Origin of the sequence: Streptomyces sp. MB09-02B (assembly GCF_033794485.1) — a bacterium.
GTDB lineage: Bacteria > Actinomycetota > Actinomycetes > Streptomycetales > Streptomycetaceae > Streptomyces.
Window position 1 is genome coordinate 17,154 of record NZ_JARGEE010000064.1, and the last position, 12,242, is coordinate 29,395.

Here is a 12,242-nt window from a genome sequence, read left to right on the forward strand (position 1 = left end):
CGGAGCGCTACCGCTGGCGGGGAATCCTCGTCAACGCCCGCACCGCCGCCTCCGCGAGTCTCGGATGGGCGAGAGCGTCCTTCAGTACGGGTTCGGCCCTGCTGTCCCCCAAGGCCCCCAGCCCCTCCACACAGGCGAGCGCCACCCGGCGGTAGGGGTCGTGCGGTCCGAGGCGGCGCCGGAGCGTGGTGATCAGCGCCGGCACCGCCTCGGGCGCGCGCAGTTCGACGAGCAGCCGCACAGGGTGCAGGGCATAGGCGACACGGAGTTCGTTGGTGGCGAGGGCGGCGGCCGCCCGTGCGGTGCGCGGGTCGCCGAGCCGGGCCAGCGCGTACGCGGCGGAGGCACACCGCGGCGGATCCCGGTGGTTGAGGAGCAGGACCAGCGACTCGAAGGCCCGGCAGTCCCCCGCGACCCCCAGCCTGAACGCCGCCAACTCCCTTGCCCACAAAGGCTGTCCCGGCTCGGTGAGCACCGCCGCCAACTCGTCCGTGGACTCGGTCGTGACGAGCCGCTCGTATCCCGCCGCGCCCCCCGACTCGCTCCGCACACGCTCCGTGAGTGATCGCAACTCCTCGCCCATGTACCGAGCGTACGGGCGCGAACGCACATCGTGAACACCCTTCGGCGGCGTACGTCACAAACACGAGGGCTGGCGCGCTCGTTACCCACCGGTTAAGCTCAGACGAGCGAGTTACCCACTCGTGTTCGCTCTCGACGGTTTGGTGACGCAGCCGTCGCGAGCACAGTCGGTTCGGTACCCGGAGTTTCGGTATCCGGCGTACCAGTACGGCTCGGCCTCGGGACAGGGCCGGTCGGTTCAGCCGTTCCCCCGGGCGTGTGCACGCCCCGGCGACGGCACCGGGCGTGTGCGTTCATCAGCCCGGCACCACCCACACCCACACCCGCGCCCCACGCGCCGCTTGCGCGCTCTTCGCGTATCCGCGGCGCTTCCCTCAGTCGTCACCCTCATTCCTGGAGTCCCGCGATGGCCACTCCCCTTTCCGACTCGTCGCTGTCCCCTCTGTCTGCGCAATCCCCGTTCCAGACGATCGCCGTGGTCGGTCTCGGCACCATGGGCACCGGTATCGCCGAGGTGCTGACCCGGGCCGGCCGCGAGGTCGTCGGCATCGACATCAGCGAGGCCGCCGGCGCTCGTGCCGTCGCCGCGCTGGAGGCCGCGACCGAGCGCGCCGTGACCCGCGGGCGGATCACCGAGCGGGAGCGCGGTGACGCCCTCGCCCGCTTCCGCACCTTCACCGACCTCCAGGCCGCTGCCGACGCCGATCTGGTGATCGAGGTGGTCCCGGAGTCGTACGAGATCAAGCAGCAGGTCTTCCGTGAACTCGACGCGATCGTGCGGCCGGAGGCCGTACTCGCCACCGGTACCAACGCCCTGTCGGTGACACGGCTGGCGGCCGAGTCGGCGCGTCCGGAGCGGGTCCTCGGTCTGCACTTCTTCAACCCGGCGCCCGCGATGAAGCTGGTCGAGGTCGTCTCCTCGGTGCTGACCGCGCCGCAGGCCGTCGCGGCCGTCACCGATCTCGCGCTCGACCTGGGCAAGGAACCCGTCGCGGTCGGCGACCGGCCCGGTTTCGTCGCCGACGGACTGCTGTTCGGCTACCTCAACCAGGCCGCCGCGATGTACGAGGCCAAGTACGCCTCCCGCGAGGACATCGACGCGGCCATGCGGCTCGGCTGCGGGCTGCCGATGGGCCCCCTGGCCCTGCTGGACCTCATCGGCGTCGACACCGCCCGTACGGTCCTGGAGGCCATGTACGCGGCCTCGCACGACCGGCTGCACGCACCGGCGCCCATCCTCCGCCAGCTCAGCGAGGCGGGCCTGACCGGCCGCAAGTCGGGGCGCGGCTTCTACTCCTACGAGGCGCCCGGCTCCGCGACCGTCGTGCCGGACGCGCTGACGCCGCTGGACGGGGTCGCCACGGTCGCCGGGCGCACCGTCCGCTCCGTGGGTGTCGCGGGCTCGGGGACCATGGCGTCCGGGATCGCCGAGGTGTTCGCGAAGTCCGGGTACGAGGTCGTGCTGGCGGCGCGCAGCGAGGAGAAGGCCCAGGCCGCGAAGGCCCGGATCGGCAAGTCGCTGGCCCGTTCCGTCGACAAGGGGCGGATGACCGTGGAGGCCGCCGCCGAGACGCTGGACCGGATCACTCCGGCGGGCACGTACGACGCCTTCGCCGACGTCGATCTGGCGCTGGAGGCGGTGGCCGAGGACCTGGAGGTCAAGCGGCAGCTGTTCGCGACCTTCGACAAGGTCTGCAAGCCGGGCGCGATCCTCGCCACCACGACCTCCTCGCTGCCGGTCGTCGCCTGCGCCCGCGCCACCTCGCGGCCGCAGGACGTGATCGGGATGCACTTCTTCAACCCGGCGCCGGCGATGAAGCTGGTCGAGGTGGTCCGCACGGTGCTGACCGCCGACGACGTCCACGCCACGGTCCGCGAGCTGTGCGCCAAGGTCCGCAAGCACCCCGTGGACTGCGGCGACCGGGCCGGGTTCATCGTGAACGCGCTGCTGTTCCCGTACCTGAACAACGCGATCAAGATGGTGCAGGAGCACTACGCGACGCTGGACGACATCGACGCGGCCATGAAACTGGGCGGCGGCTACCCGATGGGCCCGTTCGAGCTGCTGGACGTGGTCGGGCTGGATGTCTCGCTGGCCATCGAGAAGGTCCTGCACCGCGAGTTCCGCGACCCGGGACTGGCCCCGGCGCCGCTCCTCGAGCACCTGGTGGCCGCGGGCTGCCTCGGCCGCAAGACGGGCCGCGGCTTCCGCGAATATGCCAAGCGCTGAGCGGTCGGGCGCCCCGGCCGGTACGGACCGGAACGGGCCCGCGGCAGCGGGCCCGGACTGGGGCGGGCTGCTCGCCCCGGGCAGCGGTCCGACCCCCGCCCGTTCCGCCGCTCCAGAGCCCGCCCACCTGCCCTCTCCCCCGCCCGAGCCGGGCGGGCGGATGGCCGGACACGCGCACTCTCCTGCACGGATGCAGTACGTTCGGGGCATGTCCCAGCCCGCCAAGTCCTCACGTACACCAGCTGCGCCCGACGCTCCGGAGAGCGCCGCGGGAAGCCGTGCCGCCGCCCAACGCCTCAAGATGCGCCGGGAACTGGCGGCCGCGGCCATGGAGCTGTTCTCGAATAAGGGGTACGAGGCGACCACCGTCGACGAGATCGCGGCGGCGGCCGGGGTCGCCCGCCGCACCTTCTTCCGTCACTTCCGCTCCAAGGAAGAGGCGATCTTCCCGGACCACGACGACACCCTGATCCGCGCCGAGGCGGTGCTCAACGCGGCGCCCCCGCACGAGCATCCGCTCGACACGGTGTGCCGTGGGATCAAGGAGGTCATGAAGATGTACGCGGCCCGGCCGGAGATCTCGGTCGCCCGCTACAAGCTGACCCGTGAGGTCCCCACGCTCCGGGAGGCGGAGATCGCCTCCGTGGCCCGCTACGAGCGCCTCTTCACCCGTTATCTGCTGGGCCACTTCGACGAGCACGCCCACCACGACGCCGGCAACGACGACCCGCTGCTCGCCGAGGTGGCCGCGTCCGCCGTGGTCACCGCGCACAACCACGTGCTGCGGCGGTGGCTCAGATCCGGCGGGCAGGGCGACGTCGAGACCCAGCTCGACCACGCCTTCGCCATCGTCCGCAAGACCTTCGGCACGGGCATCGGCGCGGGCCGCACGCCGGCACCCGAGCCGGCCGCCGCGACGACCTCCACGCACGGCGAGGTCCTGGTGACCGTCGCCCGCACCGACGCCCCCCTCGACGAGGTCATGCGCGCCATCGAAGAGGCGCTCCGCGACCGCTGACACGCCTCGGAAGCGCATCCGAAACCACGATCTACTCAACGGTAACTGTGAGAACGGCCACCCCCCGGGGTGGCCGTTTTGGCACGTCAGAGGCCCTTTTCTGCCCCCACCTGATCGATCATCGCTCAAGTGTTACGTAAAGATTTCACCTGAGCGAACTTTCTGGCACTCGGTGCCTTGCGGGGTGACACGGCGTGCCATACGTTGAAGGAGTCCGGGCGGCCGGCGTACAGCGAAATCCCGTACGCCGACTGTCCCCGCGAACCACGGTCCGCGCGCCCGGACGCCTGCGTCACAGGCAACCCTCCGCGCCACACACAGCGCCGCCGAAGCACCACCTCCGCCGAACCGACGGCATCACCACACAGCTCTGCAGCACCCGACGTAACCCTCAACAGCGTCCTTCCCTCAAGGACGCTCGTCGCCGGAGGCACCACCGTGAAGGACATCCTGGACGCGATCCAGTCGCCGGACTCCACGTCCGCCGACTTCGCCGCTCTGCCGCTCCCCGAGTCGTACCGCGCGATCACCGTGCACAAGGACGAGACGGAGATGTTCGCGGGCATGACGACCCGCGAGAAGGACCCGCGCAAGTCGATCCACCTGGACGAGGTCCCGCTTCCGGAGCTCGGCCCGGGCGAGGCCCTGGTGGCCGTCATGGCCTCCTCGGTCAACTACAACTCGGTGTGGACGTCGATCTTCGAGCCGCTGTCCACCTTCGGGTTCCTGGAGCGCTACGGCCGCACCAGCGAGCTGGCCAAGCGCCACGACCTGCCGTACCACATCATCGGCTCCGACCTCGCGGGCGTCGTCCTGCGCACCGGCCCCGGCGTCAACGCCTGGCAGCCCGGTGACGAGGTCGTCGCGCACTGCCTCTCCGTCGAGCTGGAGTCGTCCGACGGCCACAACGACACGATGCTCGACCCCGAGCAGCGGATCTGGGGCTTCGAGACCAACTTCGGCGGGCTCGCCGAGGTCGCGCTGGTCAAGTCCAACCAGCTGATGCCGAAGCCGGGCCACCTCAGCTGGGAGGAGGCCGCCGCGCCGGGCCTGGTGAACTCCACCGCCTACCGGCAGCTGGTCTCCCGCAACGGCGCCGCCATGAAGCAGGGCGACAACGTGCTCATCTGGGGCGCCAGCGGCGGACTCGGCAGTTACGCCACGCAGTTCGCCCTGGCCGGCGGCGCCAACCCGATCTGTGTCGTCTCCAGCGAGCAGAAGGCGGACATCTGCCGCGCGATGGGCGCCGACGCGATCATCGACCGCAACGCCGAGGGCTACAAGTTCTGGAAGGACGAGAACACCCAGGACCCCAAGGAGTGGAAGCGCTTCGGCAAGCGCATCCGCGAACTCACCGGCGGCGAGGACATCGACATCGTCTTCGAGCACCCGGGCCGCGAGACCTTCGGCGCGAGCGTCTTCGTCACCCGCAAGGGCGGCACCATCACCACCTGCGCCTCGACCTCGGGCTACATGCACGAGTACGACAACCGCTACCTGTGGATGTCGCTGAAGCGGATCATCGGCTCCCACTTCGCGAACTACCGCGAGGCCTGGGAGGCCAACCGCCTCATCGCCAAGGGCAAGATCCACCCGACGCTGTCCAAGGTCTACTCCCTGGAGGAGACCGGGCAGGCCGCGTACGACGTGCACCGCAACCTCCACCAGGGCAAGGTCGGCGTCCTCGCGCTGGCCCCCGAGGAGGGCTTGGGCGTCCGCGACCACGAGAAGCGCGCCCAGCACATCGACGCCATCAACCGCTTCCGGAACATCTGAGGTCCAGGAATGAGTGAGCGTCAGCCCGCAGCGGGCAGGCAAGCGAAGGACCGGCCGTGGCTGATGCGGACGTACGCCGGTCACTCCACGGCCGAGGCGTCCAACGAGCTGTACCGGCGCAACCTCGCCAAGGGGCAGACGGGTCTGTCGGTCGCCTTCGACCTGCCGACCCAGACCGGCTACGACTCCGACCACATCCTCGCCCGCGGCGAGGTCGGCCGGGTCGGCGTCCCGGTGGCCCATCTCGGTGACATGCGCAGGCTGTTCCAGGACATCCCCCTGGAGCAGATGAACACCTCGATGACCATCAACGCCACCGCCATGTGGCTGCTGGCGCTCTACCAGGTCGTCGCCGAGGAGCAGGGTGTGGACATCACCCAGCTCCAGGGCACGACCCAGAACGACATCGTCAAGGAGTACCTGTCGCGGGGCACCCATGTGTTCCCGCCGGGGCCCTCGCTCCGGCTGACGACGGACATGATCGCGTACACGGTCTCCCACATCCCGAAGTGGAACCCGATCAACATCTGCAGCTACCACCTGCAGGAGGCCGGGGCCACGCCGGTGCAGGAGATCGCGTACGCGATGTCCACGGCGATCGCGGTCCTCGACGCCGTGCGCGACTCCGGCCAGGTGCCCGAGGAGCGCATGGGCGATGTGGTCGCCCGCATCTCGTTCTTCGTGAACGCGGGCGTCCGCTTCGTCGAGGAGATGTGCAAGATGCGGGCGTTCGGCCGCATCTGGGACCGCATCACCCGCGAGCGGTACGGCATCGAGAACCCCAAGCAGCGGCGCTTCCGGTACGGCGTCCAGGTCAACTCCCTCGGCCTGACCGAGGCGCAGCCGGAGAACAACGTCCAGCGGATCGTGCTGGAGATGCTGGCCGTGACCCTGTCGAAGGACGCGCGGGCCAGGGCGGTGCAGCTGCCGGCCTGGAACGAGGCGCTGGGCCTGCCCCGGCCGTGGGACCAGCAGTGGTCGCTGCGGATCCAGCAGGTGCTGGCGCACGAGAGCGACCTGCTGGAGTACGAGGACATCTTCGAGGGTTCGCACGTCGTCGAGGCGAAGGTGGCCGAGCTGGTCGAGCAGTCCTTCGCCGAGATCGAGCGGATCCAGGAGATGGGCGGCGCGATGGCCGCCGTCGAGTCCGGCTACCTCAAGTCGCAGCTGGTCTCCTCGCACGCCGAGCGCCGGGCGCGGATCGAGTCCGGCGAGGAGAAGATCGTCGGCGTCAACATCTACGAGTCGACCGAGCCGAACCCGCTGACCGCCGACCTGGACGCGGCGATCCAGACGGTCGACCCGGCGGTCGAGGCGCGGGTCGTCAAGTCGCTCCAGGCCTGGCGCGACACGCGGTACCAGCCGCCCTTCAACCACCCGCGCCCGTGCAAGGCGCTGGAGCGGCTCAAGGAGGCCGCGAAGGGCACGGACAACCTCATGGAGGCCACTCTGGAGTGCGCCCGCGCCGGGGTCACGACCGGCGAGTGGGCCGGGGCCCTCCGTGAGGTGTTCGGCGAGTTCCGCGCACCGACCGGTGTCTCGTCGGCGCCGGTGGCGGTCTCCGCCGAGGAGGGCTCGGCCATGGCGGAGGTCCGCCGCAAGGTGGACCTCACGGCCCAGGATCTGGGCGTCGGCAAGCTCCGCTTCCTGGTCGGCAAGCCGGGCCTGGACGGGCACTCCAACGGGGCCGAGCAGATCGCCGTGCGGGCCCGCGACGCGGGCTTCGAGGTGGTCTACCAGGGCATCCGGCTCACCCCGGAGCAGATCGTGGACGCCGCCCTCGCCGAGGACGTGCACGCGGTCGGGCTCTCCATCCTCTCCGGCTCGCACGCCCAGCTCGTCCCGGACGTGCTGGAGCGGCTGCGCGAGGCGGGCGCCGGCGACATCCCGGTGATCGCCGGCGGGATCATCCCGAACGCGGACGCCGACCGGCTCAGGGCCGCCGGAGTGGCCGCCGTGTTCACCCCGAAGGACTTCGACATCACCGGGATCATCGGCCGTATCGTCGACGAGATCCGCAAGGCCAACAAGCTCAGCCCCCTCATCAGCACGGAGGTCCCCGCATGACCAGCCCTGTTCCCCAGGTGAACCGCCTTCGGCCGCGGCGCTCCTGCCTCGCGGTGCCGGGAAGCAACCCCCGCTTCCTGGAGAAGGCCCAGGGCCTCCCGGCGGACCAGGTCTTCCTCGACCTGGAGGACGCCTGCGCCCCGCTCGCCAAGCCCGAGGCGCGGCACACCATCGTCAAGTTCCTCAACGAGGGCGACTGGACGGGCAAGACGCGGGTCGTGCGCGTCAACGACTGGACGACGGAGTGGACGTACCGCGATGTCGTCACCGTCGTCGAGGGCGCGGGCCAGAACCTCGACTGCATCATGCTGCCGAAGGTGCAGACGGCGCAGCAGGTCGTCGCCCTCGATCTGCTCCTCACCCAGATCGAGAAGACGATGGGCTTCGAGGTCGGCAAGATCGGCATCGAGGCGCAGATCGAGAACGCGCAGGGCCTGAACAACGTCAACGAGATCGCGACGGCCTCCCAGCGTGTGGAGACGATCATCTTCGGCCCGGCCGACTTCATGGCCTCGATCAACATGAAGTCGCTGGTTGTGGGCGAGCAGCCGCCCGGCTACCCGGCGGACGCCTACCACTACATCCTGATGAAGATCCTGATGGCCGCCCGCGCCAACAACCTCCAGGCGATCGACGGCCCCTACCTGCAGATCCGCAACATCGACGGCTACCGCGAGGTCGCCCAGCGGGCCGCCGCGCTCGGCTTCGACGGCAAGTGGGTGCTGCACCCGGGCCAGGTCGAGGCGTCCAACGAGATCTTCTCGCCCTCGCAGGAGGACTACGACCACGCCGAGCTGATCCTGGACGCGTACGACTACTACACCTCCGAGGCGGGCGGCAAGAAGGGCTCGGCGATGCTCGGCGACGAGATGATCGACGAGGCCAGCCGCAAGATGGCGCTGGTCGTCTCCGGCAAGGGGCGCGCGGCCGGCATGCAGCGCACCTCCAAGTTCGAGATCCCGGAGGCCTGAGCGCGATGCAGTTCGGACGCACCTACGAGGAGTTCGAGGTCGGGGCGGTCTACAAGCACTGGCCCGGGAAGACGGTCACGGAGTACGACGACCACCTCTTCTGTCTCCTCACCATGAACCACCACCCGCTCCACATTGACGTCAACTACGCCGAGAAGACGACGGACTTCGGCAAGAACGTGGTGGTCGGGAACTACATCTACTCGCTGCTGCTCGGCATGTCCGTGCCGGACGTCTCGGGCAAGGCGATCGCCAATCTGGAGATCGAGTCGCTGAAGCACGTGGCGCCGACCTTCCACGGCGACACGATCTACGGCCAGACGACGGTGCTCGACAAGTGGCCGTCCAAGTCGAAGAACGACCGCGGCATCGTGTACGTCGAGACCAAGGGCTACAAGCAGGACGGCACGCTGGTCTGTGTGTTCCGTCGCAAGGTCATGGTGCCCACCGAGACCTACATCAAGGAGCGCGGCGGCGAACAGCCTGGCCGCCCCGAGCTCAGGGAGCAGGAGAAGTAGCCATGGCACGACTCGCCCAGACCCACGGCCTCACGGACGTCCAGCAGGAGATCCTGTCCACCGTCCGTGACTTCGTGGACAAGGAGATCATCCCGGTCGCGACCGAGCTGGAGCACCGGGACGAGTACCCGCAAGCGATCGTCGACGGGCTCAAGGAGCTGGGCCTGTTCGGTCTGATGATCCCCGAGGAGTACGGCGGTCTGGGCGAGTCCCTCCTCACGTACGCGCTGTGCGTAGAGGAGATCGCCCGGGGCTGGATGTCCGTGTCCGGGATCATCAACACGCACTTCATCGTGGCGTACATGCTCAAGCAGCACGGCACCGAGGAGCAGAAGGACCACTTCCTGCCGAGGATGGCGGCCGGCGACGTCCGGGGCGCCTTCTCGATGTCGGAGCCGGGGCTCGGCTCGGATGTGTCGGCGATCACATCGAAGGCGGTCAAGGACGGCGACGAGTACGTCCTGAACGGTCAGAAGATGTGGCTGACGAACGGTGGAACGTCAACCTTGGTCGCCGTTCTCGTCCGAAGTGACGAAGGACACCCCGAGGGCACGGCGCCCCACAAGTCGATGACGACCTTCCTCGTGGAGAAGGAGCCCGGCTTCGGAGAGGTCCGCCCCGGCCTCACCATTCCCGGGAAGATCGACAAGATGGGCTACAAGGGCGTCGACACGACCGAGCTCATCATGGACGGACTGCGCATTCCGGCCAATCGTGTACTCGGCGGCACCACGGGCCGGGGGTTTTACCAAATGATGGACGGCGTCGAGGTGGGCCGGGTGAATGTGGCCGCACGTGGCTGCGGTGTCGCTCAGCGTGCATTCGAACTGGGTGTCCAGTACGCCCAGCAGCGCCATACTTTCGGCAAGCAGATCGCCCAGCACCAGGCGATCCAGTTCAAGCTGGCCGAGATGGCTACCAAGGTCGAGGCCGCCCATGCCATGATGGTCAACGCAGCACGCAAAAAGGACTCGGGCGAACGAAACGACCTCGAAGCAGGGATGGCGAAGTACCTCGCCTCCGAATACTGCAAAGAAGTCGTCGAGGACGCATTCCGGATCCACGGCGGTTACGGCTTCTCCAAGGAGTACGAGATCGAGCGTCTCTACCGTGAGGCGCCGATGCTGCTGATCGGTGAAGGTACCGCCGAAATCCAGAAAATGATCATCGGTCGTCGGCTGCTCGAAGAGTATCGATTCCAGGGCTAGTACGTGGTTGGTCCAGGGTCGGATGTCTGGTTCGGGGTGTTTTCTTCGAGAAGAAGATCACACCCCGTCAGCACTCTTCGGTCGTCGACTCGGCTTCCTGGCTTGCCCAGTTGCGGTCCGCGACCGGTACGATCCCGTGAAAGCCGCCGTCCCCAGTCACCGCGCGGCATCATCCGCTACGAAGGTCATCCATGCCCCACAGCCAAACCTCTGCACCACGCGACAGCCTGGCAGGCGTACGTCTTGCGCGCGGAGCATCGCCGTGGCTTCTCCCGACCGTCGCCACCGCAGCACTCAGCCTCGCCCGTTCGCGCCGCTCCGGCGCCGCGCGCGCCGTGGCCGTACCCGCCACCGCGCTGGCGGCGGGCATGCTGTGGTTCTTCCGCGACCCCGAGCGTGAGATCGCCCAGGGCCGGGTCATCTCGCCCGCCGACGGGGTGGTGCAGAGCATCATGCCGTGGAAGGACGGACGCACCCGCGTCGCGATCTTCATGAGCCCGCTCAACGTCCACGTCAACCGCGCGCCGCTCTCCGGCACGGTGACGTCCGTGGAGCACATCCCGGGTGGGTTCGTACCGGCGTTCAACAAGGAGAGCGAGAACAACGAGCGCGTCGTCTGGCACTTCGACACCGAACTCGGTGACATCGAGATGATCCAGATCGCCGGCGCCGTGGCTCGCCGCATCGTCCCGTACGTCCCCGAGGGCACCAAGGTCGAGCAGGGTGACCGGATCGGGCTGATCCGCTTCGGCTCCCGCGTCGACATCTACCTGCCCGAGGGTGTGGAGATCGACGTCGAGGTGGGCCAGAAGACCGTGGCTGGGGTGACTCGCATTGACCGTGATTGATCCGGAGACCCAACCCGGCCAGACGGCCGCGACGGGCTGGGTGCCCGAAGTCGACGAGGTGGAGGACGACGCGGAGGAGATGCCGCTGTCGCTCCGGCTGTCGATAGCGGACACCCTCACGCTCGGTAACGCCACGTGCGGCTTCATGGCGGTGTACTTCACCACCACGGGCATCCTGATCCCGCACCTCACCGGAAGCCAGGAGTCGGGCATGGCCCGGCACAGCGCGGCCACCGCGGTGATCCTGATGCTGTGCGCGGCGATCTTCGACCTGTTCGACGGGCTGGTGGCGCGCAAGCTCCGCTCCTCGCCGATGGGCGCGGAGCTGGACAACCTCTCCGACCTGATCAGCTTCGGCCTCGCGCCGGCGTACTTCGTCCTCGTCTACGGCATGGTCGCGGACGACGCGCACCAGCGGGTGGCGGCGGTGGGGGCGATCGTCGTGCTGCTGGCGGTGGTGCTGAGGCTCGCGAGATTCTCCTGCGTGACGGTGAAGGACGGCACCTTCCAGGGCATGCCGTCGCCGTTCGGCGCGCTCACGGTCATCTCGATCGTGCTCCTGGAGCTGCCCTTCGTGGCCACGCTCCTGGCCATCGTCGGTGTCGCGTGGCTGATGGTGAGCCGCGTCGAGTACCCGAAGCCGCGGGGTCCCCTCGCGGGCGCGGTGCTCACCTGGATCGTCCTCGCGATGGGCCTGCTGGCGGCCTGGGCCTTCGACGCCCCCGGCGGTCAGCTCCTGCTCCAGACCGGCTGCGCCCTGCAGCTCGTGATGGGCGCGGTCATCCCGCTCTTCGCCACGGCACGCCGCGTGAACAACTTCCGCGACAACCGCCGCGAGGCGCGGGCGGCCCAGCCGTAACGCTCCGCTTGGAGAGCCCCGGGTCCGATTGGGTCCGGGGTTCTTCGCGTTTCGGGGCGGGGTGCGGGTTCGGTGGGGGCTGGTCGCGCAGTTCCCCGCGCCCCTGAAAAGCAGGGGCTGCGCCCCGTGCTTTTCGCCCCGAAAGGGCCGCAGGCTCCTTTCAGG

General features: G+C 68.9%; 10 protein-coding genes. 9 read left to right on the plus strand and 1 reads right to left on the minus strand.

From position 1 onward, the window contains the following. Positions 1–7 precede the first annotated feature (7 nt). The gene (locus P1P70_RS12350) at positions 8–583 is read right to left on the minus strand and encodes an adenylosuccinate lyase (protein ID WP_319236860.1); all 576 of its coding nucleotides are present in this window, start codon (positions 581–583) and stop codon (positions 8–10) included. 405 nt (positions 584–988) lie between these two features. Here P1P70_RS12350 and P1P70_RS12355 point away from each other — a divergent pair, with 405 nt between their 5' ends. The 9 genes from P1P70_RS12355 (at position 989) to pssA (ending at position 12,077) form a co-directional block, all read left to right on the plus strand. Then, on the plus strand, positions 989–2,812 hold the full coding sequence (locus tag P1P70_RS12355) for a 3-hydroxyacyl-CoA dehydrogenase family protein (protein WP_319236861.1): 1,824 nt from the start codon (positions 989–991) through the stop codon (positions 2,810–2,812). A gap of 208 nt (positions 2,813–3,020) precedes the next feature. Beyond that, positions 3,021–3,830 (plus strand): TetR family transcriptional regulator, encoded by an 810-nt coding sequence (locus tag P1P70_RS12360; RefSeq protein WP_319236862.1) that lies wholly within the window; start codon positions 3,021–3,023, stop codon positions 3,828–3,830. 438 nt (positions 3,831–4,268) lie between these two features. Further along, a complete protein-coding gene (ccrA, locus tag P1P70_RS12365) occupies positions 4,269–5,606 on the plus strand; it encodes a crotonyl-CoA carboxylase/reductase (protein ID WP_319236863.1) in 1,338 nt (445 codons plus the stop codon). A gap of 9 nt (positions 5,607–5,615) precedes the next feature. After that, positions 5,616–7,673, plus strand: a complete 2,058-nt coding sequence (locus tag P1P70_RS12370; protein WP_319236864.1) for a protein meaA — start codon at positions 5,616–5,618, stop codon at positions 7,671–7,673. Next, complete coding sequence (locus tag P1P70_RS12375) at positions 7,670–8,644, plus strand: HpcH/HpaI aldolase/citrate lyase family protein (RefSeq protein ID WP_060882785.1); 975 nt, start codon at positions 7,670–7,672, stop codon at positions 8,642–8,644. Before P1P70_RS12370 ends, P1P70_RS12375 begins: the two co-directional genes overlap by 4 nt. A 5-nt stretch (positions 8,645–8,649) precedes the next feature. Continuing rightward, a complete protein-coding gene (locus tag P1P70_RS12380) occupies positions 8,650–9,162 on the plus strand; it encodes a MaoC family dehydratase (RefSeq protein ID WP_319236865.1) in 513 nt (170 codons plus the stop codon). A gap of 2 nt (positions 9,163–9,164) precedes the next feature. Beyond that, complete coding sequence (locus tag P1P70_RS12385; protein WP_319236866.1) at positions 9,165–10,370, plus strand: acyl-CoA dehydrogenase family protein; 1,206 nt, start codon at positions 9,165–9,167, stop codon at positions 10,368–10,370. Between the two features lie 191 nt (positions 10,371–10,561). Next, the gene (locus tag P1P70_RS12390; RefSeq protein WP_239758474.1) at positions 10,562–11,218 is read left to right on the plus strand and encodes a phosphatidylserine decarboxylase; all 657 of its coding nucleotides are present in this window, start codon (positions 10,562–10,564) and stop codon (positions 11,216–11,218) included. A gap of 40 nt (positions 11,219–11,258) precedes the next feature. Next, positions 11,259–12,077: a CDP-diacylglycerol--serine O-phosphatidyltransferase gene (gene pssA, locus P1P70_RS12395; protein ID WP_319236867.1), complete on the plus strand. Its 819-nt coding sequence runs from the start codon at positions 11,259–11,261 to the stop codon at positions 12,075–12,077. Positions 12,078–12,242 lie beyond the last annotated feature (165 nt).

Bases quoted from the DNA above. Each gene is read 5' to 3' on its own strand.
- P1P70_RS12360 (WP_319236862.1), top strand. From the start codon at position 3,021: ATGTCCCAGCCCGCCAAGTCCTCACGTACACCAGCTGCGCCCGACGCT.
- P1P70_RS12385 (WP_319236866.1), top strand. From the start codon at position 9,165: ATGGCACGACTCGCCCAGACCCACGGCCTCACGGACGTCCAGCAGGAG.
- P1P70_RS12355 (WP_319236861.1), top strand. From the start codon at position 989: ATGGCCACTCCCCTTTCCGACTCGTCGCTGTCCCCTCTGTCTGCGCAA.
- P1P70_RS12375 (WP_060882785.1), top strand. From the start codon at position 7,670: ATGACCAGCCCTGTTCCCCAGGTGAACCGCCTTCGGCCGCGGCGCTCC.
- P1P70_RS12380 (WP_319236865.1), top strand. From the start codon at position 8,650: ATGCAGTTCGGACGCACCTACGAGGAGTTCGAGGTCGGGGCGGTCTAC.
- P1P70_RS12390 (WP_239758474.1), top strand. From the start codon at position 10,562: ATGCCCCACAGCCAAACCTCTGCACCACGCGACAGCCTGGCAGGCGTA.
- P1P70_RS12370 (WP_319236864.1), top strand. From the start codon at position 5,616: ATGAGTGAGCGTCAGCCCGCAGCGGGCAGGCAAGCGAAGGACCGGCCG.
- P1P70_RS12350 (WP_319236860.1), bottom strand. From the start codon at position 583: ATGGGCGAGGAGTTGCGATCACTCACGGAGCGTGTGCGGAGCGAGTCG.